Source organism: Pseudaminobacter soli (ex Li et al. 2025) (assembly GCF_003012705.1).
GTDB classification, from domain to species: domain Bacteria; phylum Pseudomonadota; class Alphaproteobacteria; order Rhizobiales; family Rhizobiaceae; genus Pseudaminobacter; species Pseudaminobacter soli.
Genome location: NZ_PXYL01000037.1, coordinates 1 through 22,905, shown reverse-complemented (window position 1 = coordinate 22,905; position 22,905 = coordinate 1). Strand labels below are relative to the sequence as shown.

Annotated in this window: 23 protein-coding genes and 2 pseudogenes; 13 read left to right on the top strand and 12 right to left on the bottom strand. The window is 57.5% G+C overall.

Annotation, left to right across the window (positions count from 1 at the left end; translation table 11 throughout):
* The 5 genes and pseudogenes from C7I85_RS29395 to C7I85_RS29375 all read left to right on the top strand — a co-directional run.
* On the top strand, positions 1–1,025 hold a 1,025-nt coding region (locus C7I85_RS29395), incomplete at its 5' end, for an IS110 family transposase (protein WP_106727541.1).
* Positions 1,026–1,919 (top strand): annotated as a pseudogene (locus tag C7I85_RS29390) (IS3 family transposase); the annotation flags it as partial. It abuts the gene before it with no gap.
* 1,014 nt (positions 1,920–2,933) lie between these two features.
* Positions 2,934–3,146, top strand: coding sequence for a hypothetical protein (locus C7I85_RS29385; RefSeq protein WP_106727538.1), 213 nt, complete (start codon positions 2,934–2,936; stop codon positions 3,144–3,146).
* 37 nt (positions 3,147–3,183) lie between these two features.
* Positions 3,184–3,732, top strand: a complete 549-nt coding sequence (locus C7I85_RS29380; protein ID WP_106727537.1) for a hypothetical protein — start codon at positions 3,184–3,186, stop codon at positions 3,730–3,732.
* A 233-nt stretch (positions 3,733–3,965) separates the two neighbouring features.
* Positions 3,966–4,313, top strand: a complete 348-nt coding sequence (locus C7I85_RS29375; RefSeq protein ID WP_106727536.1) for a hypothetical protein — start codon at positions 3,966–3,968, stop codon at positions 4,311–4,313.
* 101 nt (positions 4,314–4,414) lie between these two features.
* Here the strand turns inward: C7I85_RS29375 and C7I85_RS29370 are convergent, their stop codons facing one another.
* From C7I85_RS29370 to C7I85_RS29365, 3 genes are all read right to left on the bottom strand, one after another.
* The gene (locus tag C7I85_RS29370; protein WP_106727535.1) at positions 4,415–4,657 is read right to left on the bottom strand and encodes a hypothetical protein; all 243 of its coding nucleotides are present in this window, start codon (positions 4,655–4,657) and stop codon (positions 4,415–4,417) included.
* A gap of 6 nt (positions 4,658–4,663) precedes the next feature.
* The gene (locus C7I85_RS30790) at positions 4,664–4,945 is read right to left on the bottom strand and encodes a hypothetical protein (protein ID WP_146149008.1); all 282 of its coding nucleotides are present in this window, start codon (positions 4,943–4,945) and stop codon (positions 4,664–4,666) included.
* A gap of 82 nt (positions 4,946–5,027) precedes the next feature.
* A complete protein-coding gene (locus C7I85_RS29365) occupies positions 5,028–10,577 on the bottom strand; it encodes a DUF3320 domain-containing protein (RefSeq protein ID WP_106727534.1) in 5,550 nt (1,849 codons plus the stop codon).
* Between the two features lie 299 nt (positions 10,578–10,876).
* On the opposite strand from C7I85_RS29365, the gene C7I85_RS29360 reads away from it, so the two are divergent.
* On the top strand, positions 10,877–11,212 hold the full coding sequence (locus C7I85_RS29360) for a hypothetical protein (protein WP_146149007.1): 336 nt from the start codon (positions 10,877–10,879) through the stop codon (positions 11,210–11,212).
* Between the two features lie 206 nt (positions 11,213–11,418).
* On the opposite strand, the gene C7I85_RS29355 is transcribed toward C7I85_RS29360, so the two are convergent.
* The gene (locus C7I85_RS29355; RefSeq protein WP_106727540.1) at positions 11,419–12,015 is read right to left on the bottom strand and encodes a hypothetical protein; all 597 of its coding nucleotides are present in this window, start codon (positions 12,013–12,015) and stop codon (positions 11,419–11,421) included.
* An 82-nt stretch (positions 12,016–12,097) separates the two neighbouring features.
* Between C7I85_RS29355 and C7I85_RS29350 the strand changes: the two genes are divergently transcribed.
* Positions 12,098–12,778, top strand: coding sequence for a helix-turn-helix transcriptional regulator (locus C7I85_RS29350; protein ID WP_106727532.1), 681 nt, complete (start codon positions 12,098–12,100; stop codon positions 12,776–12,778).
* A gap of 224 nt (positions 12,779–13,002) precedes the next feature.
* Here the strand turns inward: C7I85_RS29350 and tnpC are convergent.
* The 6 genes and pseudogenes from tnpC to C7I85_RS29320 form a co-directional block, all read right to left on the bottom strand.
* Positions 13,003–14,426: pseudogene (gene tnpC, locus C7I85_RS29345) on the bottom strand (IS66 family transposase); the annotation flags it as partial.
* A 421-nt stretch (positions 14,427–14,847) separates the two neighbouring features.
* On the bottom strand, positions 14,848–15,123 hold the full coding sequence (locus C7I85_RS29340; RefSeq protein WP_106727531.1) for a DUF1488 domain-containing protein: 276 nt from the start codon (positions 15,121–15,123) through the stop codon (positions 14,848–14,850).
* Positions 15,120–15,443 (bottom strand): hypothetical protein, encoded by a 324-nt coding sequence (locus C7I85_RS29335; RefSeq protein ID WP_106727530.1) that lies wholly within the window; start codon positions 15,441–15,443, stop codon positions 15,120–15,122. Before C7I85_RS29335 ends, C7I85_RS29340 begins: the two co-directional genes overlap by 4 nt.
* A 243-nt stretch (positions 15,444–15,686) precedes the next feature.
* Positions 15,687–15,956, bottom strand: a complete 270-nt coding sequence (locus C7I85_RS29330; protein WP_181257456.1) for a hypothetical protein — start codon at positions 15,954–15,956, stop codon at positions 15,687–15,689.
* A gap of 115 nt (positions 15,957–16,071) precedes the next feature.
* A complete protein-coding gene (locus C7I85_RS29325) occupies positions 16,072–16,296 on the bottom strand; it encodes a hypothetical protein (protein WP_106727529.1) in 225 nt (74 codons plus the stop codon).
* Positions 16,297–16,350: 54 nt separating this feature from the next.
* Positions 16,351–16,617 (bottom strand): hypothetical protein, encoded by a 267-nt coding sequence (locus tag C7I85_RS29320; RefSeq protein ID WP_106727528.1) that lies wholly within the window; start codon positions 16,615–16,617, stop codon positions 16,351–16,353.
* A 408-nt stretch (positions 16,618–17,025) separates the two neighbouring features.
* On the opposite strand from C7I85_RS29320, the gene C7I85_RS32420 reads away from it, so the two are divergent.
* Together C7I85_RS32420 and C7I85_RS29310 are read left to right on the top strand one after the other, a co-directional pair.
* On the top strand, positions 17,026–17,232 hold the full coding sequence (locus C7I85_RS32420; protein WP_428832929.1) for a DUF2158 domain-containing protein: 207 nt from the start codon (positions 17,026–17,028) through the stop codon (positions 17,230–17,232).
* Positions 17,233–17,530: 298 nt separating this feature from the next.
* Complete coding sequence (locus tag C7I85_RS29310; protein WP_106727527.1) at positions 17,531–17,752, top strand: hypothetical protein; 222 nt, start codon at positions 17,531–17,533, stop codon at positions 17,750–17,752.
* 86 nt (positions 17,753–17,838) lie between these two features.
* Here C7I85_RS29310 and C7I85_RS29305 read toward each other — a convergent pair whose 3' ends face one another.
* Positions 17,839–18,027 carry a hypothetical protein gene (locus C7I85_RS29305; RefSeq protein ID WP_106727526.1) on the bottom strand — a complete coding sequence of 63 codons (189 nt, stop codon included), beginning with the start codon at positions 18,025–18,027 and terminating at the stop codon, positions 17,839–17,841.
* A gap of 291 nt (positions 18,028–18,318) precedes the next feature.
* Between C7I85_RS29305 and groL the strand changes: the two genes are divergently transcribed.
* Positions 18,319–19,947 carry a chaperonin GroEL gene (gene groL, locus C7I85_RS29300; protein WP_106727525.1) on the top strand — a complete coding sequence of 543 codons (1,629 nt, stop codon included), beginning with the start codon at positions 18,319–18,321 and terminating at the stop codon, positions 19,945–19,947.
* Between the two features lie 861 nt (positions 19,948–20,808).
* Here the strand turns inward: groL and C7I85_RS29295 are convergent.
* Positions 20,809–21,099, bottom strand: coding sequence for a KUP/HAK/KT family potassium transporter (locus C7I85_RS29295; protein ID WP_106727524.1), 291 nt, complete (start codon positions 21,097–21,099; stop codon positions 20,809–20,811).
* 229 nt (positions 21,100–21,328) lie between these two features.
* On the opposite strand from C7I85_RS29295, the gene C7I85_RS30785 reads away from it, so the two are divergent.
* The 3 genes from C7I85_RS30785 to C7I85_RS29285 are packed head-to-tail and all read left to right on the top strand — an operon-like array spanning position 21,329 to position 22,347.
* The gene (locus C7I85_RS30785; RefSeq protein ID WP_146149006.1) at positions 21,329–21,658 is read left to right on the top strand and encodes a hypothetical protein; all 330 of its coding nucleotides are present in this window, start codon (positions 21,329–21,331) and stop codon (positions 21,656–21,658) included.
* A gap of 40 nt (positions 21,659–21,698) precedes the next feature.
* Positions 21,699–22,010 carry a hypothetical protein gene (locus C7I85_RS29290; RefSeq protein ID WP_106727539.1) on the top strand — a complete coding sequence of 104 codons (312 nt, stop codon included), beginning with the start codon at positions 21,699–21,701 and terminating at the stop codon, positions 22,008–22,010.
* A 25-nt stretch (positions 22,011–22,035) separates the two neighbouring features.
* On the top strand, positions 22,036–22,347 hold the full coding sequence (locus C7I85_RS29285; protein ID WP_245445161.1) for a hypothetical protein: 312 nt from the start codon (positions 22,036–22,038) through the stop codon (positions 22,345–22,347).
* The last annotated feature ends 558 nt before the right edge of the window (positions 22,348–22,905 follow it).

Sequence of the window (22,905 nt, the reverse complement as noted above, 5' to 3'; positions counted from 1 at the left end):
GCTGGCTGCGGCAACTGCATTCATACGGCTTATTGCGCGGCAGCTTTCGCCCCGAGGCGGAGATTGCCGTGCTGCGGTCCTATCTGCGCCAGCGGGAACGGCTCGTCGAATACGCAGCAGCCCATATCCAGCACATGCAGAAGGCGCTCATGGAGATGAACCTTCAACTCCATCATGTTGTCTCCGACATTACTGGCGCGACCGGCATGCGGATCATCCGGGCGATCGTCGCCGGGGAGCGAGATCCGGAAGTGTTGGCCTCATACCGGGACGTGCGCTGTCAGTCCTCCGTAGAGACGATCCGGGCGGCACTGATTGGGAATGACCGCGACGAACATATCTTCGCGCTGGCTCAATCGTTGGATCTCTATGACGCATATCAGGCCAAGATCGCCGAATGTGACGGCAAGCTGGAAGCGTCGGTCGAAGCGCTGACCATCCGTACCACGAACCCGGCACCATTGCCGAAACCGCGCTTCCGTCAGAGGCCGGTCGGGGCACCGGCGTTCGATGTCCGAGCAGCACTGTACGGCGTCCTCGGCGTGGATCTGACCCAGATACACGGCATTGGCCCATCCTTGGCGCTAAAGCTCGTCGCGGAATGTGGAACGGACCTACGGGCATGGCCCAGTTCGAAGCATTTTACATCCTGGCTCTGTCTTGCCCCTGGCAACAAGATCTCAGGCGGAAAGCTCCTTTCGTCACGGACACGACGATCTTCAAGTCGGGCCGCGGCCCTGTTGCGGCTGGCCGCGATCACGCTTGGACGCAGCGACACGGCGCTGGGGGCGTTCTATCGACGCCTGTCGTCGCGCATCGGCAAGCAGAAGGCGGTGACGGCCACCGCACGCAAGATCGCAGTGCTCTTCTATAACACGCTCCGCTTCGGCATGACCTATCGCGACCCGGGAGCGGCAGCCTATGACGAGCGGCATCGAACACGCGTTCTTGCCAACCTCCAACGCCGAGCCCGAGCACTCGGATACGAACTGGCACCCGCGTCGGATGCGACGAGTGTTTCTTAGGAAGGCCGCGGCCTACTTTGCAAGGGACGCGATATGAAGTTCGCCTTTGTTGCAAAGCACCGTTCGATCTGGCCGGTGGCATGGCTCTGCGAAGCGCTGGGTGTCTCTCGTTCCGGCTTCCATGCCTGGCTCAATCGCTCGCCGAGCCAACGTGCCCGCCACGATGCGCTTCTTCTGGAGAAGGTCCGGGAAAGCTTCAAGTCCAGCGACCGCACCTATGGAGCCCGGCGTGTCTGGCATGACCTGCTTGCCGAAGGCTTCTCCTGCGGCCTGCATCGCGTCGAACGCCTGATGCGCGACAACGCGCTGAGGGCGAGGCCGAGACGACGCGGGCTGCCGCAAGACGGCGGAGAACGCGCGGTCATCATGCCGAACGTGCTGGACCGGCAGTTCGAAGCGGATCGGCCGAACCAGAAATGGGTCGCCGACTTCACCTATATCTGGACGGCGGAGGGCTGGCTTTACGTTGCCGCCGTCATCGATCTGTTCTCGCGCCGTGTCGTCGGCTGGTCGATGAATGCGAGCATGACGGCCCAACTCGTCACCGATGCGCTGATCATGGCGATCTGGCGCAGAGGCAAGCCGGATGCGCTGCTGCATCATTCCGACCAGGGCAGCCAATATACCAGCGAGCAGTTCCAGAGGCTGATGGCCGATCACGGCATCACCTGCTCCATGAGCCGATCCGGCAACGTCTGGGACAACGCCGCCATGGAGAGCTTCTTCTCCTCGCTGAAAACCGAAAGGACGGCACGGAAGGTCTACAGGACCCGCGACGACGCCAAGGCGGATGTGTTCGACTACATCGAACGCTTCTACAACCCGAAGCGTCGCCACTCCACGCTGGGCTATCTCAGCCCGAACGAGTTTGAAAACAAGGTGGGATTAGCCTAACTCAGCGTCCGAAAAACCGGCAGCAGGCCACTCAGTCCTCCTATGGCGGAAAGCGGACACCCTCATAGGTTTATCCCCGTTGGCAGGTCTGTCAATTCTGGGCCCCGTTCTCTTCCCGTTCGGCAAGATTCTCGCCGGCCTGCCATCGGGCGCCACGAGCGTGCCGTCAGGGAAGCACCGTTGGCTCTTGGCCGCGCGATCCCCCGGGGCCGAGCGCGGTAGCAAGCGAGTCGCTTGTCCCGTAAGAGAAGGTCTCGCTGCCAACAGGGTCGAGCACGTCCTCGATCGCGGTGAGATTTCGCTGAGATTTCGCTCTGGGGGCTTCGCCTCGTTGTAAGCGATGTGCCGCTCGCACGTTGCCAAGTTTCGGCTGCAAATACATGAGCACGGGACACTATGCCAACCATGGGTCAGCAAAGTCGCCGTGCCGCAAACTGTCCGGTCCACCAAGTGGCTGGCTTAGCCTCTACTCGGTTAGCCTTATTCCGCAGATAACATAGTAGCAGTCAGCGTAGCGCGTGTACTCAACAGTGCCGCGTTTCGGCATCTCACGCCTATCGCGATAGCTTCCTAAGAAGCGCGAACATTGTGCTTCATGCACGTTCGGAAGAGCGGTGGTGAGTATGGTGCTTAGGCCGCCAGTCAATCCAATACCAGCAAGAATAAAACACCCGAGGATGGCAGCTAAGAAGAGTTGCAAATTGCGCATAACTTGCAATCTATATAGCGGCGACAGCCAGGCAACGATAGATCATCGCTATGATTAACCGACAAGCGTTGATGAGCGGCGATCTGACCCCCGGAAACTGGACCGTTCAGAATTGGAGTTTTCCGCTGTAATTGCCCGGTTGGGAGAGGAGCGGAGAGCGATAAAGGCAATACCGAAGTCGCGCGAGCAGTAACGCCGCCGTATGTCAGCATCTCATGGGCCTAGGTCATGGTAAGGTGGTTGCTACCCTCTCTTCTGACGAGTTTCTAGGAAATTTACGTGCAGGTATGGATTGAGGTTTGTCGATGGATAGGAAGTTCGCGATTGAAGCTAGCGATCGTGCAATACGCGGTGTCGCCGAGCTGAATGATATCGTTAAGCATTCGAAAGAATGGGGGGATGAGGATATGAAGAAATTGAAAAGGGGAATTGGATTGGCAATTGGCAAAATTGAAATGGACGTTATTTGTTGTATATATAATGTATACAGAGATCTTGATGACCTAAAGGGAATGTGAAAAGGACCCATGAGCTTTGGGATAGGTTCTTCAATCGATGAAGATGGTCGATGAATATAGTGTCGCACGTTGGGGCGCGGACTACATCGAAATATACACGGATGATGTTGGTAGATATCAGCGTGTTTCTTTTCCCAGGGGTCTGGATGTAGAGCTTTGGGATGCGGCGACTTTTAAAATCAAGCCACCAGGCGGGGCAGTGCCGTGGTTGCTGACATTGTCTCCGTCAGGGTTAGAAGACATAAACAAAACGATCATCCTGAAAGGGGATGACGGAAGAATATTTCTTTTGACGTCTTATAGTGGAACTATTGCGGCGGGATATGTAGATGATTTGAACTCTGTCGCTGAGGTCGAGATATCTTTGTGCAGAATGATCGCTTATGCGCACGAAGTGGAAGCCATCGTATGCGTCGGAGTGAGTCGGTTTGCTTGTATACGACCCGGTTTGGCACCAGTATATGTTCGTCATGGAGCCTTCGACTTTCAAAGCGCAAGGATAGTAAACGATCGAATACTAGAGATTAACTCCGACAATCAAATTGATGGTGGAGAAATCCTGGTTTTTGACCTGAGTGAATTTTAAGGCTGGTCTTTTGGTAGGGAGTCTAGACGGCTTCATTATGTTTGCGAGACCTGGCCAGATAGAACCAAAGCTGCCTTCGGTCTTTGCAAAATATCCACTAGAACCCAGTCGGCAGCACCGTCGAGAAATTATCCGATCTGGATTGCTCAGAAATTTGTATTCCCGGCGTTATATTTGGTGATGTGCAATAAATTATAAAGGAATGTAAAGAATTGTCTCCGGATTCCATCACAATGTATTTAGATTATACTGAACTTAAACTCTACATGACGCGGGATGCGCTGCGTGAATTGGCCGAGCGGCTGGTTGCAATTAGTGAAGCGCCTGCTGAGGAGTGTTACGAGATTCACGTGCGCGCCGCTTTCTCGGAATTCGATATGAAGGAGAACTACGTCAGACCACCACTCAAATCATCGGGTGGAGTGAAAGCACTTTTCGAGAAGATGCACGAGGAGGCTCTTAGAGAAGCGATAGAGAGAGGTGAAGAGCCACCTTACGTTCAGCCGTCGCCTTTTGAATTGACGTTCATGCACGTGACTGGAGAAGCCGTTCGCGAAGCGGCCACATGGCCCGACGACTGACTACACCGTGCCCTGCGGTTCGATCAGCAGTTAAACCTCTTGATTTTCGCTGATCAGCACTTGATTGCCATAGTATCTGATCAAGCATGGAGCGCTAATTGTCAGCTCGCACCAAAACGTATCTCCAATAAAAACGTCATACCCTGAAGACGAAACGCGCCATCGCAAACCTCTTTGACCCAGACGACCCAAGTAAATCTTTCCCCTTTGTAAGCCGCAATCACCCGATCTTGGTCTTTGTCGTCAACATCGATTTGGTATGTACCGCTAGCAGATGGAAAGACAAAGGAGCGCCTGCCGAAGGCGGCGAATTCGTGATCCCAGATCGTCTGCCAAGTGTCCATGAAGACCTATTCGCCCTTTGTGGAAGTATCGTCGGCAATGCGGCGCGCAAGCTCTTTTTCAAGATTGAAAAGTCGGCTCGCACGACGCTTTCGGAGGGATGAATTCAGGTTAGAAAACGTCCGCAGTTGCATACGCGTGCGGTCAATTTCCTTACGAAGTCCGATGTCATCATATGAGGCGGGATCATTGCCTCTATCCTTTGTTCGTGATCCCATCGTTTCACCCACGCCGCCAACATTGATGGTGCGATCAGAACTTTCACGGCGTCTGCTTTCGGGCAACCGCAAAATTAGATTCCACGGCCGACACGGGGCGCGAACCGGACCTGAGCCGAGCGGGTGTCGAACTTCGGCTGTCGGTTGTCGACGATTAGCCGCCCTCGACAGCCAGCATTCCGTCCCGCGTTGAAAATGAGCCGTCGTCTTTGAGCCTTTTTACCCGCTCTAGGATGACTTCCCGCAACTGACTGCTGGTCGCCTTGAACCCGAGCCCTCGCGCGACTGCGTTCACGGCCTCATCTTCGGTCGCCCCTAAGCTCGCTTGGACAATCGCTTTCAGTCCCTCATCCATCTCCATCGGCGGGATCAGCTCGATCCTTCGCAAGCTCGGAGAGCTTACTTCACTCCGGTCACGGAGCTGGACTGGTGCTCCAGGCCAGAGCAGGAAGTCTCCTGACCGAACTATTTCGCCCGAATTCACTGCGACCCGGAGCGCGTTCTCGACATGACCGTCGATGCGGCTGCCCGCTCTCTGAAGCCCCCACGCGCTTCTGATACGCGTGACAACCTCATCACGATGCACAGGACTTTCGACAGCCACAGTCTCCGTTATCAGCCGGATCATAGTGCCCATCGGTAGTTCGTGGAGTTCACCGACAATGTCGGGCCGCAGAGCCGCTTCCACATAGGGATTTCCGACAACAGCCTTTTCCGCCACTGGCTGCAGACCGATCTCGGTTACGTCGGCTCGATCGATCGTGATGACCTCAACCGGGACAGCCCTGCCCGCCGCGGTTTCGACAGATCCAGAAAGCCCGTCCGCCTTCGCACGTTCGATAGCTGCGACCAGACGCTCGAGTTCCGCCTTCGGCCGCTGGAACCAATCGGAGCTCCAGATGCGATGAATCGTCCAGCCATGGTCCTCAAGCACAGCCTGGCGCAAACGGTCGCGATCGCGGGCCGATCGCGAGTCGTGATAGGAAGCGCCGTCACACTCGATCCCGAGCAGGTATCGGCCCGGCAACTGCTCATCGGCGACGGCAAGGTCGATGAAGAAACCCGCGATGCCGACCTGCGGATGAACCTGATAGCCCTGCTCCTGCAGAGCGGCCATCACCTGCTCCTCGAAAACGCTGTCCATGTTTTTGTCGGTCCGCTGCGACATCGACAGGCGTCCGGTGCGGGCATAGTGAAGGAAGAGCTTGAAGGCGAAGACACCCTTGCCCTTGCCGCGTTCCAGGTCGATGTCCTCGTCGGTGATCGACGCGTATACCTCGCAGCGACGCTTGGCTCGGCTGATGAGAACGTTCAACCGCCGCTCGCCCCCTTCGGCACTGAGCGGCCCGAAGCGCATGCCCATGTAGCCCTGCGCGTTCTTCGCATAAGCCACCGAGATCAGAATTACATCTCGCTCATCGCCCTGGACGTTTTCCAGGTTTTTGACGAAGAACGGCTCGTTCGGATGCGCGTGGAAGAACTCCTCGGTCTGCGGATTGAGACGTCTCAGCAACTCCAACTGATCCTGAATCTCCCGCCGCTGCTTGATGGAGAACGCAGCGACACCCAGCGAAAGGTTCGGGGTTTGCAACGCATGCCGGATGATGGCCTCAGCGACGACTTTCGCCTCCACCTTGTTCGCGCCGTCCTCGAAAACCCCGCCAGGCACGTAATGGAACCGCAATCCCATCCCTGCCTCCAGCGTATAGGGACTCGGGACGATAAAGAGCTTGCTGTCGTAGAATTGGGAATTGGACACCGCGATCAGCGATTGGTGTCGGCTCCGGTAGTGCCAGCGCAGCATCCGTTCCGGAAGCCCGCGAGCGGAAAACAGTCCCAGGATGCTCTCGATGTCGGAGACCCCGGCTCCCTCCTGCTCCTCGTCCTCCTCTGAAGCGCCGGACGTCATCTTCGAGAAGAAGCGGGTCGGCGGCAACTGCCGCTCGTCTCCCACGATTACCACCTGCTTGGCGCGGGCCACCGCACCGAGCGCGTCCACGGGCTGGATCTGACTGGCCTCGTCCATGACCAGAAGATCGAATTCGAGCACGCCCGGCGGCAGAAACTGCGCGATCGACAGCGGGCTCATCATGAACACAGGCTTCAGCGCCTGAATGGCGAGAGACGCCCGCTGCATAAGCTGGCGGATCGGCATGTGCCCGCGCCGCCGGGCCATTTCCGCCCGTAGGACGCCCACCGGACCGATTCCGCTGATTGCGGGCATCTTCTTGTGATGGGCGCGCACCACTTCGAGTCTCGACAGAGCCATCCTGCTCTTGTCGAGCGTCGCAAATTCGCTCACCAGCCGTCCATGAACCTCACCGTCGAAACGGGACAGCTCCGGATTCAGCCCGTACTGATGGCGGAGAACCGCCTCGTAGAAGGCCATTTCGAAATACGGGATGACATCGTCCGGCGCGACACGGCCGTCCTCGAGACGGTCGACTACAAGGCCGACACCGCAAGCCGCAGCGTCCTGCGCCCGCCCCTTGTAGGCGGTCCACTTGGAAAGCTGCTCCTCCGCGGCGATCCAGCGCGCGAGCTTGTCGGCCATGAGCGGCAAGGGTGCTTGCGCGACATCTGTCTCCCCAAGGACGATTTCGGTGTCCGCCTTCAGGAAATCCAGTATTTCTTGCATCTTGGCTGCGAACATGTCTCCCGCTTCGCACGCCCTGGCGGCGGTCGCGGCTACGGCACTGCGGTCGCCAACGCGCGAGGCCAGCGTCCTGATGTCATCGTTCGCCGATATCCATTCGCTAATGGCTGACAATTGCTGCCAGTCCGATTCAGGTCCACGCCACAGGTCTCCGAATGCCGCTCGACCGCCTACATCCACTCTTTCGAGCGAGGACTTCAGGCTCTGCGCCGCAGACAGGAGTCTGAGCATGCGTATCCGCCCCCCGACATTGTCGGGCATCGACTCCGTGAGCGAGACGAAGGCCCGATCGGCCTCGGCCAGTTCCCGCATCAATGGCACGGCCTGAGTGAGTACGATGCTCTCCGCGGCAGGAGCATCCGGGAACAGTTTCGATGTCCCCTCGCCCAATTCTGTCCAGAAGGAGATCAAGAGCCTCCGCGCTTCGTAGAGAAGCCCGGAGACCTGTTCGCACCGCGCGGCCACCGCAGCCTTGTCCGTCAGTCTGCTCGCGATCAGCCGAGCTTCGGCTCCGACACCCCGGAGGCTCCGCATCCAGAGTACGAGGCTCTCGAGCGGCTTGGGATCCGAGCGTTCACCGCGCCAGTCTGCGCCGAATGCAGAGCGGCCAAGGGAGTCACCGTCCTTGATCGTTGCACGCGCCTCCTTGCCCTTCTGAAGCAGGTCGAGGAGCCGAACAGTTTCGTCCGGCCGCGTCTCCGGCATCACGGTTTTCAGCAAGGTCTTTGCCCTGCGCCATTCGCCGCTCGTGAATTTGAGAAGACGCTTGCCATGAATAACCATCGCCGTCCTCGCCGGAGCGAGGTCGATGTCCCAGGCCTGCTCAGAAACCTTGCCGCCCAGTTCCGACCTTACCTGTCTATATGTCGCGACGGCCTCCGCCAGATCGCTGGCCTGGTCCAAGCCCCGCTCCCAGATCGCGGCGACGAAGGCATCGGGACTTGCGTCCGGCGCATCGGCCACCCGCTGGCCGATAGTGATCAGCCTGTCGATCGATGTCAGCGTGGCCGAGGCGCTAACGCCAAGCATCGTCCGCAGCGCGCTGGCAGCATTCAGGAATCTCGGCAGGATGGAATCCAACTGCGCGACGGTGCCGAACCCAGAATGTGGAAATTCCTCTGGCAGCCGCTCGAACTGGGTCAGCAGCGGCACTGGCGCGGTGCTCCAGGCAGCTTCCGACATGAGAGAATTGAGCTGCTTCGCAAGCCGCTCGTATTGGGCACCGTCCTGGACCGTCTTTGAAATGACCGTCCCGCCCGTCTCCCACACCGGGTTCGCCAGCGCCTCGGATGATATGCCATCGGGGCATGTTGCAATGCGCCGGGCCAGGGCTGCGTCCGCCTTGAACCCGAAGATGGAGACGGCATCCGGGCGTTCCAGCACGCGTGTCACATCAGCCATCAGTGCTGTTGCCTGAGCGAAGTCGTCCCTGGCGTCAGCCAACCTTTTCGTCAGGCGTTCAAGGTCAAGCGGCGTTATGCCCGTCAGCGCCACACCGTACCAGGGATGATCCACGGGTAGCCCGATGTCCCTGATCCGCTCGGCAAGCTCGGAGAGCAGCGCCACGATGCGTTCCCTCGTCTCGGGCGTCCATACAACGGCGTCGGAAAGCTCGATGTCCGATGGAGCCATGCCCTGGCGACGGAGCCGGGATAGATGGCCGATCACCTGATAGGGAGAAAGAGCATATGGCTGATAGACATTGTGGATACGATCCGGATGTGCGTTGAGCGCGTTCCGCGCCTCAATTAGCCTCTGATCAAGTCCATTCCCGAGCTCGCCCTTCGGCGCCCCCAGGTCCCAGGTATGCTGTAGCTCCGCAAGCAGGGCGCGCTTGTTCGCCTTGTTGCTGTGAAGCTCCAAGCATGCGTCACCAACCCCTGTCTGGTCGAGGCGGCGCTTCACGACTTCAAGAGCCGCCATCTTCTCGGCGACGAACAGGACGGTCTTACCGTCCGCAACGGCCGACGCAATGATGTTCGCGATCGTCTGAGATTTACCCGTTCCGGGAGGCCCCTGGATGACGAGATCCCGCCCTCGCCTCACCTCGTGGATGGCGACCGTCTGGGAGCTGTCAGCATCCACGATGTGGGTCATTTCCTTGGGAGAGATGTACTGGTCGATATTTGCGTCCTCGGCCAGCAGTTCCTCTGTCCTCGAAAATCCATCGGAGACCAATGAAGTGATCAGCGGGCGTTCGGTGAACTTGGCGTCGTTCGGCCACAGGCTCGGATCGAGGTCCCGATACATGAGGAACTTGGCAAAGGAAAAGAACCCGAGGACGATGTCATCGGGTTGCACCGACCATGTCGGCTTGATCGAAATCGCTTCAGCGACCTTGGCGGCATAGGATTCGAACGAAAACTCGTCCGAAGCTTCGAAATCCGGCATCCTGATCTTATGGATGCGGTCCAGGAAGGCCTCCAACGAGAGATTGGAGGCGAAGTCCTCGTGCCGCGCCCTCAGCTTGAACCGTTCTGCGGCGCTTCCGCGTTCCAGCGAGACCGGCACCAAAATCAGCGGCGCGTAGCGGACATTCTCGGCATTAATGGGATCGACCCACTTCAAGGTACCGAGCCCCAGAAACAGGATGTTGACCCCCTGCTCCTCCTCGAGCGTGCGGGCGTCGAAGTACAAATCCATGAGACGCTTCTGTAGCGCGTTCGGCGTCATCCTGGTCTGAAGTTTGGTGTCTCCATGGCGGATGAGACGCCCGCTCTCGTCGCGATCGTCGTCATCGGGAAGCGCGAGCTCGATCAGCTCTTCCTCAGTTTCGCCATCCTTGGGACCACGCCCCTTTGCCCCCGCGAGAAAGGTCATCGTCTTGCCTTCCGTTACAAGAATCCGGAAGACCTCGGATGACCGCTCGTCAACGATGTCGATTGTCTTGGCGTTCGAGAACCGCGGGACGTTCAGGAGGCGGTTACGCGCAGATAGGTCGAGGAGCTCGGTTCGGGCCCGTTCGATCTTGCCTTCCGCGGAAAGACTGCTTTGGAAGATCGACTGTTCCGATACTTCGGCCGTATTTTCCGAGACCCTGACGTCCATTTCCCCGCTCCTGTTTTTTTTCAAGTCATGCAATAAACAGAGCAGTTGGTCCAGTAGATCAGGCACTGACTTTAAACGTTCAATATCAATAAATTAGAAAATCGGAATACATTCGATCAAACTGAACACCTGAGCGATTCCCGCACAAAGGGTTTTTTCAGAGAGAACGAGACTGCAACCATCCCCTCCCGCGCATCGTCCAATACCAGCACGATCGACAGCCGAGCGCTGACCGGCGGCTCATCGTCCGGCAGACGCTCGAGCTAGTCGAACACGATGTGCGCTACCAGTGCGTTCGGTTGTTCGGCTGCTACAGTGCGGTTCTCACCCAGGCGCTCGAGGATTTAGGTCATGCCGACGCATTGGCCCGGATGCCTGCGGTTCCGTTGTTCCTTGAGATCGGCGCCTGCGACCGCACAATGATCAGCCTGATGTCGCTGGGCCTGTCCCGCGTTGCGGCGATGCGCTTCGCGGTGAGCGTCCCAAGTCAAAATCTCGATATGGCAAGCGCGATCAACTGGTTGCGCGATGCCGACTTGGAGAAAGGCGTTCTCACATGGAGTGCAATGCCTGGACCACTGAACAAAAGCCAGAACCATACTCGCCGCGAGGAGATGCCTAGGCGGCCTAATTGAGCGTAACCGGTGTTTAGCCCCCACGTTGCTCTGTCTGCCGTGATCTGTGATCGGCTTTCCATGGGCGAGCGAAGGGAGTTTCTCCATGGCCCCAGCGGTGAACTTCGCAGCGATGGCGAGCGGCTCCTTCAGCACCGTTCGCCATTCGCATGATGATTGAGAGACCCGATCTACATCAACCGGATTGGTAGATGTTCCACGTCGGCTTAAAGCACAGCTCCGAATTCCATGCTTTCTGGATCGATCAACGCAAGAAACGCATCGCAATCAGCTTGTCCGCTCCAGCTTGCGCATATTGTCTCCGCGTGGTCGCGCGCATCGGCGAAAGCAAGATCAAGAAAGACCCCGTCATCAAGTTTGATCAGATGTTGGCGACGCCAGCCTGCCTGCGCTGCGAGATGCCTCTCTACCATCGCTGCATGGGCCCTACGCATATCAGCCTCACTTACCCCCGGTTTCAGACGGAAACGTCCGATCTCCACGCCATTTTCGCTGACAATGGGGTGCGGTGCACTCTGAGGAAGCCGGTAATGTTCCATACTGACTAGATTTGTAACCGATGACCGGAAGTCCGCGAATTCGGGACTGCTTCCAACCGCGTTTGCAGCCGAACGCGCTTCCTCAAGACTGCACCATGCGACCAGGTCGACACGTGCATCGGCATTGCCCGCTCCTGTAAAGGCTGTCCAGTGGATGAAGCCGGGGAAGCTCCCAAGTCGTGTCCGTGCGGCGTCGCGGGCGGTATCGGCGTTGCGTGCATCTGCCACGGTATAGGTGACAATCTCGTAATATGGGGTGGTCATGATGGCTCCTTTGAAGTTGAAGCCAGCCGATACCGTTTTTACCCTGACAGTTTCCGGCAGGAGTGCTAGGCGATAGTGATCTATGCGCACGCTTCGACTTTTTGCATTATTGGACCATCTTCGCGGTCGGCCGAATCCTGTTTCGGCTGAGAGGTTAGCCGTTGACCTCAATGTCTCGATCCGAACGATCTACAGGGACATGGCAACACTGCAGGCCATGGGTGCACCCGTCCGAGGCGAGGCCGGTATTGGCTATCAGATGGAGCGAGGATATTTTCTGCCGCCCCTCCAGTTCGATGCAGACGAACTGGAGGCGATCATGCTGGGCACGCGCCTGATTGCAGCACGTGGAGATAGCGAGTTGTCCGACGCAGCCCGGCGTGTTTCCGCTAAGGTCAGCGCCGCTATGGATGGCGAAGCTGGTGAGGTCTACACTCGGCTACCATTGCGGGCCATTGCTCGACAAACTGAAGAGGGCATGAAGGCAGGAGCCCATCTTGGCTTCCTGCGAAGCGCAGTCCGAGAAAGAGCCCAACTCCATATACTATACCTCGATTTGAAAGAGGCTAAAAGTCAGCGCATTGCGCGCCCACTGGGATTGACGGTGTTCGACCACGTCTGGCTCCTGACGATATGGTGCGAAACAAAAAACGACTTCCGCAATTTGCGTGTCGATCGCATTGAAGCTGTCGAACGAACCGGAACACGCTTTCGGCCGGAAGTCGGCAAGCGTTTTGAGGACTACCTGAAAACATTGCCTTGATCTCAGATTTCGAGCGTCATCCGCAACAGATCCCCTACCGTATATCTGTGCCCCTCTAATGTTCAGAGGCCAATATGCCCAGACCACGTTCCGTCAAAGAACTTGGGATCCGATGCTGCTTGCTGGCCTGTTCGTTGTCATAGCGATCCAGATACACGCTGCAGCTTTCGATCTTGAAATTTTTCTTGGAGATCGGTCGTGTGCCGAAAACGCTTTCAGGTTCTTCACTTCGAGCACACCTTGGCTGGATAGTTCCAGGGAAGCAGGTCAACGATCTGGCTCTGTTTGTGGCCGGTGACGATGGCGATCAGCGTGCTGGTCAGATAGGCTTGCGGATCGACGGCGTTGAGTTTGCAGGTTTCGATGAGCGAGGCGATCGCCGCCCAGTTTTCGGCCCCGGCGTCGTGGCCTGCGAAGAGTGCGTTCTTGCGGTTCAGCGCAATCGGCCGAATGGTTCTTTCGACACTGTTGTTGTCGAGCTCGATGCGGCCGTCAGCGAGGAAGAGACACAGCCCGTCCCAGTTATTTGGCGATGTAGTTCAGGGCCTCGCCTAGCGGTAATTTGGCAGCGACGCGGGCACGGTCATGGGCGAGCCGTGTTTCCATATGGGCGATCACCGGTTTTGATCGCTCCTGGCGCTCGGCGCGGCGAGCTTCCGGGTCGAGCCCGCGCACTTCCACCTCGATCCGATAGAGTTCGCCAATCCGCTTCACGCCGTCTTCGGCAATCGGCGCGGGTCCATTGCGGGTAATCTCCACCAGCTTGCGGCGGGCGTGCGCCCAGCAATAGGCAAGGCGAATGTCGGGGCCGACACGTTCCGGCGCGATCAGTCGATTGTATCCGGCGTAGCCGTCGACCTGCAGAACGCCTGAGAAGCCCTGCAATATCCGTTCTGCATGCTGTCCCCCGCGGCCGGGAGCATAGGTGAAGGCAACGCCTGGTGGCGCACCGCCGCCCCATGGCCTGCCGTCACGCGCCAGCGCCCAGAAGTAGCCTGTCTTGGTTTTGCGGAAGCCGGGATCGAGCACCGGAGCGCGGGTCTCGTCCATGAAGAGGTTAGATCGGTGATCAGCGCTTCGAAGACGGGACGCAGTTCGAAGGCGGCACGGCCGACCCAATCGGCAAGCGTGGAGCGGTCGAGATCGATACCCTGGCGGCTCATGATCTGCGTCTGCCGATAGAGGGGAATATGATCGGCGTACTTGGAGACCAACACATGCGCGACCGTGGCCTCCGTCGGCAGTCCCGCCTGGATCAGCCGTGCAGGGACCGGAGCCTGGACGACACCGTCGGTGCAAGACCTGCACGCATATTTGGGGCGACGGGGACGATGACGCGGAACTGCGCCGGGACGACATCCAGCCGCTCAGAGACATCCTCGCCGATGCAATGCAGGCAACCGCCGCAGGTGCAGGTCAGACTTTCGGGCTCGACGAGCTCTTCGATCCGGGGAAGATGTTTGGGGAGAGAGCCGCGATTGGGTGCGCGCGGTTTGCAGACACGTTTCCCCGGAGGAGCGTCGGCTTCATCCTCAGTCTGGACGGCCGCGATGGCCGTTTCCAGATCCTCAAGCGCAAGGTCGAATTGATCGGGATCGGTCTTCTCGGATTTGCGCCCAAAGGCCGCCTGTTTGAAGGCGGCGACCAGGAAAGCCGATCACAGATCACGGCAGACAGAGCAACGTGGGGGCTAAACACCGGTTACAATTGAGCGACGATACTCGCAGAACTTTTCCAATAGGTGTGTTGCCGAATGCTGCGTTCAGGCGTTTCTCCCGACGCTCCGAGATGTCCGTTGCCTTGACACGACCGATCGCAGGTATTGACGGAGACTCATCAGCGAAAGAATACATACATGATCGTGAGCGCAATCACCAAGCACGCAAACATGAGAAAGCCAAAGCTGATCGCGTTCATAGTCTACATTTTCCCTTGCAACGGAGAATACAGCATAGGTCCGCTCTGTTTCCGCGCGAATGCCAAGCACAAGCCGTCCCACTGAGATGGCAAGGCTCCATCGCGTCACAACGTTTCGGCTTCTGCGCGTCCCGCGCAAGGCGGAAGGATCACTAACGTTCGGTGCTTCTGAGATCGGCTTCCGTCAGGGCGTAAAAGGTCTTATTGCCGGGAATATACGCCTTCTGCGCGGCTTCCAGAATTGTAAAGCGGGCCGCATCAAAGGCCGCTAGGCATTTCTCTTCGGCATCAAACGCGGGCACCACGTTCAACAGTGCACGTACCTCGATTGAGAAGGGTATTTGGAAAGTTCCGTCATACCCAATGAAGCGAATGCGCTTTCCGGCTTCATCATAGCTTCGGCATCGATTGGGAAAGATAAGCGTCATTGCTTGCGTCCCGTCTGCCTCGGCTCGCATCTCGCCACCTCGGCCCGTCTTGCCACCTTGCATCCTAGGGCGTTGCGCGCATTGAGATGAATCATCATGGCGGTGGCTTCCGCTCGTCGCAGTCCAGTCATGGCACGACCATCCAAGACAGCAGGGACCCCAGTGAATACGTGATAGATCGTCCATGACCCGTCCATCTCCACCCGGCGGCCATAGGTGCGGTAGATGCTGTGCTGCGCCAGCGCGCCACCCTCATTTTCCCAGACGCTGATATCCATAGCATCTCGGCTACTCTCGTTTTTTGAGTCGCTCATGTGCATGGCAGTACTCCTCACCAGATGATCCAAGGCTCTCCATTCGATCCTGGCCGCGAACCTTTGCCGCCTACAGCAGCCTATTGCGTTCCACGAGTTCACGAATACGCCGAAGGGTGCCGTCACAGTCGGATTTCTTGCGGCGCAAAAGCTCGGCATTTTCATTAGGGCGGATGCGGCCATCAGGCATAAGATCCGGTGTCGGGTATGGAATAGGCCGCTTCGGGCCGGAGGCTATTGTGATGTGTGTCATTGTTGCTGTCCTTCGTGAATGAACCGCCGTTCGGACAAAGCCGCTTCCTTCCAGACTGGCCTCACCGTCGCGCAGTAGAGTTCGCGCCCCAGATCGTCGTTGATGCTGACGATGTCGGGATCCTGCGGCATATCGAGCGTGCGGAAGAGCGATCTGGCCAGCCCGATCGCCGCATCAGTATCGATCACGTCGCAGGTCACGCGACCGAGAAGCGCGTGCGCGTTGTCCAGTTCCCGGAGTCGATAGAATTCGATGACGACGTTCATCTGAAGCACCTGTCGATCAGCTTACCTGCGCGCCAAACGGCATCTCGACCTTGACTGGCGTCTTTGCCTGCTTTGGTTTCCCGGTTTTGCAGTTGCTGGCCATGGAAATCTCCCGTCAGTTGAAGCCGGATGCGACCGGCGGCGTGCCGACAAGTACGAGGGTGTTCTCGGTTGTCACACGCTCATGCCGCTCGCCATCATTGCGAATGCGGTATCGAGGTGAGTTGTCCCGTTCCGGCAGGGTCGCGGTGATGCGGTAGACTCCCTGTGTCGTATCTGACTGGTTGATCCTGTTCTTGAGATGAACCGACTGTCCTATGGCGAAACGATGCGGTGACATCTTCTTCTGTCCTTTGGTTTCCCCCGTGCCAGATTTTGGCGCGAGCTTGGCGCTTCATTGATCCTGTTCATGATCCTGCTTGAGTGCGGCTTCCAATTCGGAGGGATCGATCTCAACCAGTTGCGCTGTCATCTTGTTTGTCGAGACGGCTGGCAGGTGGATGAAGGTGGCGACGCGGCGATAGGCGAGCCATGACGCTCCGTCGATGAGGTCCTCGTCTTGATCGATGGCGTAGTCGCCCGGCGGCTGCAGCTCGTCGACACCCCTCAATGCGAAGGGCGCGAAGAAGTGGACGATGGATTGGGTCGTGCGTGTCGACATGTTCCTGTCCTCGCGAACCAAAGACTGGATTTTACCCTGTCCTTTTCGCTGTTTTCGGACCTCGGGGGAGATCGAGAGCTGTCGGTATATCCGCCTGGCCCTCGACCACCCGTTAGGCCAGTGCGCACTAGCGCGCTGAACGAAAACGTCCGTTTTGCCATCGCGATGGCAAAACCTTGCCACGCGTTCAAGCATCGTAAATCTGGATAGGGATTGGCGGGTCGAGAACCTCTGACGCCGCGAGAGGCCAATTCAGGCCAAATAGGCGATTAGGCACCGTATGAGACGATTACGGTTTATTCAAGGCGGGTCACGAAAGCCTAACCGGCGCGGCCAGTGTCGCTACGATGGCAGCTAGCAGAACCGCTCAGTGATGGACGTAGTGGGACTCAGCCCCAGTCTCAAGCCATGGCAGCCTCGGCCAGATTCCGCCTAACCCGGGCAACCGAAAACCCGCCTAATCCAACAACTTGGCAACGAGAACGGAAATCGGAAATGTCGGACAGTTTTAAGGTCGGCGACGTGGTCATTTTGAAGTCGGGTGGTCCGAAGATGATCGTCAACTTCGGTGGAAATAAAGAATTGCACCTGCATATGGGTCAATCGCCACGATGACGTGTTCACTGAAACTCAAGGGTCGTTTAAGAAAGAGACCCTTACCCTGGCGCATGGCACCGATTGATTTTGACATCGTAACTTCGTTGCACGCTGTGAAGACGGCCGATACTCCGCTGTTGTCTTCGGCATACTGCATGTTGTGCTCGGTGTCGTGAACCAGTGTCACTGACAGCCGGGGGAAATATTTGCCTTCGTCTCGTCATGGGCGTAATTTGTTTGATCGGCAACTTGTCTAAAGGGCGTTGCCGCGTGAGGGTGGTCATGATGACCTAGCCCCGACCAAAGGGACGACGCCATGTCTTCCACTTACCTAACCTCCGACGACATGACATTGATCGAACGACTGCTCCGAGAAATCCGTGAAGAAGGCCCGGAGCGCAACTTCGACAGAGAAACAGCGGCTGCCTGGTTTCTCATTCAACAGATCGAGAAAGGCAGCACCGGCGAGATCGTTCTACGCGAGAAGCTGGCAAAGCACGTCGACTTGCAAAACGCATTGGACCCGGGAAAACAGTGAGTGGTCAGCGATGCCGACGGCACGGGACCGCGAGCGAGCCCAAGCTAGGAACGACATCGCCTCGTGTAGCTGCCACGCTGCGCCGACTAATGACTGAACTGGCGCCGCCGTTTCGCATCGAACCAATTGAGCAGATGGACGATATCGACGGCTTCATCTGAAGATAGGGCGTTGAAGACCGACGTCCCAACCTCAGCCGGCTGCCCGGTAAAGATGTCGAACACCGTCCAGGTGCCATCGGCTTCTTTTCGGACATCATAGCGCTTTGAAGTCATGGGGAAATTCCAGTGCTGTCGGCACCTCCCTATTGTAGCACATTTTTGTCCCGCCGCCTTGTATGACGTCAGTCCAGGCTCTGGTGGCGAAACTGGCAAACTGATCTCGCTGGAGCGTCAAGGCCGACTGCGCCGTCTTGCTTGGAAAATGGTTCGGCACCAGGGTCAAGATCGACGGAGCTAACTTCGTGCTCATGGGAGACCTGCATTAGAAGACAGAAACGGCCATGAAGGCCCGTGGCTGGACGATATTCGATCTCGCAGTTTCAAGAGCGAACTGGATGAAAAACCATGTCTGCGAAAGAAATCAAATTCTCTGTCGACGCGCGCGATCGAATGCTTCGCGGGGTCGAGATCCTGAATAACGCCGTAAAGGTAACGCTGGGGCCGAAGGGCCGCAACGTCATCATCGACAAAGCCTTCGGTGCACCGCGCATAACAAAGGACGGGGCCACTGTGGCCAAGGAAATCGAGCTTCAAGACAAGTTCGAGAACATGGGCGCGCAAATGGTTCGCGAAGTCACCTCAAAGACGAACGACCTCGCCGGAGATGGCACCACCACCGCCACTGTGCTTGCCGCGTCCATTCTCCGCGAAGGCATCAAATTCGTTGCCGCTGGGATGAATCCGATGGACCTCAAGCGAGGTATCGATCTTGCGGTGTCGGCTGTGGTCAAGGAGGTTCAGGCTCGCGCCAAGAAAGTCAAATCATCGGGCGAGATCGCTCAGGTCGGCACGATTGCCGCCAATGGCGACGTGAGCGTCGGCGAGATGATTGCCAAGGCTATGGACAAGGTTGGCAACGAGGGCGTCATTACGGTCGAGGAGGCCAGGACTGCCGAAACCGAGCTTGACGTCGTCGAAGGTATGCAGTTCGACCGCGGCTATCTTTCTCCCTACTTCGTTACCAACGCCGAGAAAATGCGCGTCGAGCTAGAGGATCCCTACATACTCATTCGCCAGAAGAAGCTCGACAATCTTCAGGCGATGCTGCCGGTCCTCGAAGCTGTGGCTCAAAGCGGCAAGTCGCTGCTGATCATCTCCGAGGATGTCGAAGGCGAAGCGCTGGCGACCCTGATCGTCAACAAGCTGCGCGGCGGCCTCAAGGTCGCGGCCGTCAAGGCACCGGGTTTCGGCGATCGTCGCAAGGCTATACTGGAGGACGTTGCGATCCTGACCGCTGGCCAGGTCATCTCAGAGGATCTCGGCATCAAGCTCGAGAATGTCACGATCGATATGCTCGGTCGGGCAAAGCGCGTCCTCATCGATAAGGGCACGACTACAATCATCGACGGCTTCGGCGAAAAGGCTACCATCTTGGCTCGGGTGCGGCAGATCAAGGCGCAGATCGAGGAAACCTCCTCTGATTACGACGCGGATAAGCTGCAGGAACGCTTGGGGAAGTTAGCCGGGGGAGTAGCCGTAATTCGCGTTGGCGGCGCGACTGAGACTGAGGTCAAGGAAAAGAAAGACCGCATCGATGATGCGCTGAACGCGACTCGCGCCGCGGTGGAAGAAGGAATCGTCCCCGGCGGCGGCGTGGCCCTTCTCCGCGCCAAGGCCATTTTGACTGGGCTGACCGGAGCAAATGCCGAGGTGAATGCGGGTATTTCGATTGTGCTGCGGGCGCTGGAGGCGCCGATAAGGCAGATCGCCGAAAATGCCGGCGTCGAAGGTTCGATCGTCGTCGGAAAGCTCATGGACAGCAAGAATCGCAATCAAGGATTCGATGCGCAGACCGAGCACTATGTCGACATGATCAAGACTGGCATTGTCGATCCCGCGAAAGTCGTGCGAACGGCTCTGCAGGATGCCGGCTCCATTGGCGCGCTTCTCATCACCGCCGAAGCCATGATCGCCGACGCAAGGAACGCAACTGAGGTCCCCAGAAACGGGAATATCGGCGGAATGAGTTACTAAAAACCGCTCCGTGGTGGCTCACGTGTGGCAAAGGTTACGGCCAAAGAGGGCACCGTCTGCAGCTTCTTCGCTAGCGCAATACCGTACGCTGGATCGTGGGGAGACAGCGGTCTCTGCGGTGAAGATTTTGGAAGAGAAATTACGGCCGTTCCCTTTGTTTATCGAAATATTTCACATAAATTGATAATTATGTGATATGATTATTTTGCGGCTCGATAATCAAAACAAAGGAGACCGCCATGAAAATGCAAAACTACGTCCAAGAACATGCATTCGAATATCAGGATCTTTTCGTAAGGGTTTTGGTCGTTCTTGCTATAAGCTTCATTGTTTATTCCGTTCTTTTCGGACTAACGTGGTAGATTAGTTAATCGAAGAGAACTTCTGGCTGACGCTCAATCCGGTTCATATACCATTGGAATACCAACGGAGGGCGTCATGCCTTCATACCTTACGTTCGCAAATATGAGCCTGATTGAGATGCTCCTAGCCGAGCTTCGAGTCCCTGGCCTGCGACGAGATTTTGATCGAGAGACGCTGGCAACACGCGTTCTCATTCAACATATCGAACAGGGAAGGACGGATGAAATCGAACTGCGCGGCGTGCTGTCGCGACACCTGAGCCCAAATGGGAAGATCGCTCGGTCATCTTCGCTTTGGCGGTTCTTCTGCGTCAGCGGATAAAGATCGAGTTTGAGATGTCGCCACGACACGGCCAGAATTATGCGCATTTTCGGGCGTCGGCGCAAAGCCCGGCCTTGGGTCAGGCATCGAAGGTGTTCACCTCCGACACAACGACAGGTACAGGATGAGCCTCTGGGCGAAGGGTGCAATGAAAGGCACTCGTAAGACTGCAGCAGACTAAATCGCTATCTGCCGGCCGATCTCGACAACGCTCTCGGAAGGCACCCGGAAGAAATCGGTGACATGCGTGCTGTTTCGCTCCATGAGCGAAAACAGCTTGTTCTGAAACCTAGTCACCCAATGGCCGCCGGCGTGACTGACGACTGTATCATGGCCGATATGGTAAGTAACCTTTCTGGCCGAAATGTTTGAGTACATGTCTACCGCCAGGTGGATTGCGACTTGAATAGTTTCCGACTGAGCGACGTTACTCATGATCAATGCAAGCACGGCGGTTTTCGACAACATCGCTACCTCTCTATTTTACGGCAGAACGGCAAGTCAGGTCGGGTAAAACGGCCTTCGCATTGCGAGCCGGCCACGCTGTTCCTGGCCGGCCAGGTGCCGGACATGGAGTGAGGATGAATATTCATCGACTCTGCGCGCCATAGGGTGCATGGTGGATCGTCGGTGTCTTCTGAAACGGGCGATGCCGATTAAGGGCCAACTACCCTAGCCCCGACCAAAGGAGGACATCATGTCTTCCTCCTCAAGTATGATCAGCCGCCTGGCCGCTGAAGTGCGCGAATCGCAAACATTCCGTAACATTCCCAGGGAAACTGCCGCTGCACGGTTTCTCGCTCAGGACGTCGAGAATAGTCACACAGCCGAAGCGGAACTTCGCAAGAAGCTGGCCGCACACCTTGTTGAGTGGGAAACCACAGGCGCCGCCATCGTGCGATGGCACGATGAAGGCCGCGCTAGCGGCAGGTCGTTGTGTGCAGAAACTCAGCGCCGTATCGACAATGATACCGATGGCACCCGCAGGCGCGCGACAGAAACCAAGGACCGCAATCGACTGGTTTAGCCTCCAGCCACAATCCGGGAGATTGCAGTCTCTGGGAGGCGTGGAGAAGCGACTATGCGCACCACCAGAACAACCCGTCCGGTTTTCCTCCCCGTTCCTGCTGCATGGGTTCGACGCTCCACAGCCGGCCGGCGAGTACATTGTCGATCAGGACGATGAGTTGATCGAAGGGATTTCCTGGCTTGCCTACCGGCGCGTCGCGACCTTCATCCATCTGCCTGCGATCCGTGCCGGCACTATGACGCGGCAGATCATGCAGATAGACCCTGCAGATCTGGAAGCAGCGCTGGAGAAAGATCGCGAAGTGTCGACGGGTGCCGCGGCTACAGAAGCGCAAAGGCCGACTTCATGAGAAGCCGCACTCAGGTATTTCGGCCATGAGCAATCAACTTCCAGATCAGGTGCGGGCGGCAATCGCGACGTTCTTGAATGCGTGCCAAAAGGAGGCGCATCCGTTTGCGATTTCGGAAGCCCTTGGCGCGGTGCGGAGAGTTTTCCCCGACCTGGATATTTCAGACGAGGATTTGGCGGATGCCATTGCCAGCGAGGCCTCAGTGGCAGGCTTCGATGTAAATTATGATCTCCCTAAGCCGTCGAAGGCATCGAACAAAAGCGGCAACGTGGAAAGGCCACGGGACCGTGATGAGCCGGGCTACCGCGCGGATATCAATCCGAAGAACTACGACTGAGAGGTATCGGCGCAAGAGCCTGGAAGCGGAGGGCATAGCGCCACCGAAGGGCGAGAAGCCTAAGGCCCAATCGCAGGCGCATAAAAGCCCGCCGGCTGGAAAGTCGACGGGCTAATGCTTGACAGCCGGGATGGGATTGTGCGGTCGCCAAGCAAGCAAGTTACGGGAAAATGGAAGCTGTCTGAGAAAGTTCCACCAGCACTGGCTACCGCTTTCGGCTGATCAACTTTTGGAGAGGTTGCTGACCGCTACATCCGATTGGATAGTCAATCCCCCCAGAGGCGCCGGCGGCGTGACGTTGGCTTGGAGGGCAGATCGGGTAGAGTAGGTCGACGTCATGCCGCCGGATAGCGCGTCGAATTGCTTTTTTCTGGTCGGCCATAGGCCAACACATTAGCGCAGGCGGCATCGTTTCACAGCCAAGGGTCGGCACAAAAAAGATCGGATGATTGGGGCTCCCGTGGCGCTCCCGCTGCGGGGGTGACAGGATTTCAATCTGCGGGCAGGCTCCTCAAGCTTAACTGGTCAAGGAGCCATGCCCATGGATCTGTTCGTCGG

Coding starts and splice junctions, on each gene's coding strand:
- C7I85_RS32420 (WP_428832929.1), top strand. CDS start 17,026: ATGGCAGCCTCGGCCAGATTCCGCCTAACCCGGGCAACCGAAAACCCG.
- C7I85_RS29320 (WP_106727528.1), bottom strand. CDS start 16,617: ATGTCGACACGCACGACCCAATCCATCGTCCACTTCTTCGCGCCCTTC.
- C7I85_RS29325 (WP_106727529.1), bottom strand. CDS start 16,296: ATGTCACCGCATCGTTTCGCCATAGGACAGTCGGTTCATCTCAAGAAC.
- C7I85_RS29285 (WP_245445161.1), top strand. CDS start 22,036: ATGAGCAATCAACTTCCAGATCAGGTGCGGGCGGCAATCGCGACGTTC.
- C7I85_RS29305 (WP_106727526.1), bottom strand. CDS start 18,027: ATGACTTCAAAGCGCTATGATGTCCGAAAAGAAGCCGATGGCACCTGG.
- C7I85_RS29310 (WP_106727527.1), top strand. CDS start 17,531: ATGTCTTCCACTTACCTAACCTCCGACGACATGACATTGATCGAACGA.
- C7I85_RS29335 (WP_106727530.1), bottom strand. CDS start 15,443: ATGCACATGAGCGACTCAAAAAACGAGAGTAGCCGAGATGCTATGGAT.
- C7I85_RS29355 (WP_106727540.1), bottom strand. CDS start 12,015: ATGACCACCCCATATTACGAGATTGTCACCTATACCGTGGCAGATGCA.
- C7I85_RS29340 (WP_106727531.1), bottom strand. CDS start 15,123: ATGACGCTTATCTTTCCCAATCGATGCCGAAGCTATGATGAAGCCGGA.
- C7I85_RS29370 (WP_106727535.1), bottom strand. CDS start 4,657: ATGGACACTTGGCAGACGATCTGGGATCACGAATTCGCCGCCTTCGGC.
- C7I85_RS29375 (WP_106727536.1), top strand. CDS start 3,966: ATGTATTTAGATTATACTGAACTTAAACTCTACATGACGCGGGATGCG.
- C7I85_RS29295 (WP_106727524.1), bottom strand. CDS start 21,099: ATGTTGTCGAAAACCGCCGTGCTTGCATTGATCATGAGTAACGTCGCT.
- groL (WP_106727525.1), top strand. CDS start 18,319: ATGTCTGCGAAAGAAATCAAATTCTCTGTCGACGCGCGCGATCGAATG.
- C7I85_RS29365 (WP_106727534.1), bottom strand. CDS start 10,577: ATGGACGTCAGGGTCTCGGAAAATACGGCCGAAGTATCGGAACAGTCG.
- C7I85_RS29350 (WP_106727532.1), top strand. CDS start 12,098: ATGCGCACGCTTCGACTTTTTGCATTATTGGACCATCTTCGCGGTCGG.
- C7I85_RS29380 (WP_106727537.1), top strand. CDS start 3,184: ATGAAGATGGTCGATGAATATAGTGTCGCACGTTGGGGCGCGGACTAC.
- C7I85_RS29385 (WP_106727538.1), top strand. CDS start 2,934: ATGGATAGGAAGTTCGCGATTGAAGCTAGCGATCGTGCAATACGCGGT.
- C7I85_RS30785 (WP_146149006.1), top strand. CDS start 21,329: ATGTCTTCCTCCTCAAGTATGATCAGCCGCCTGGCCGCTGAAGTGCGC.
- C7I85_RS29330 (WP_181257456.1), bottom strand. CDS start 15,956: ATGAACGTCGTCATCGAATTCTATCGACTCCGGGAACTGGACAACGCG.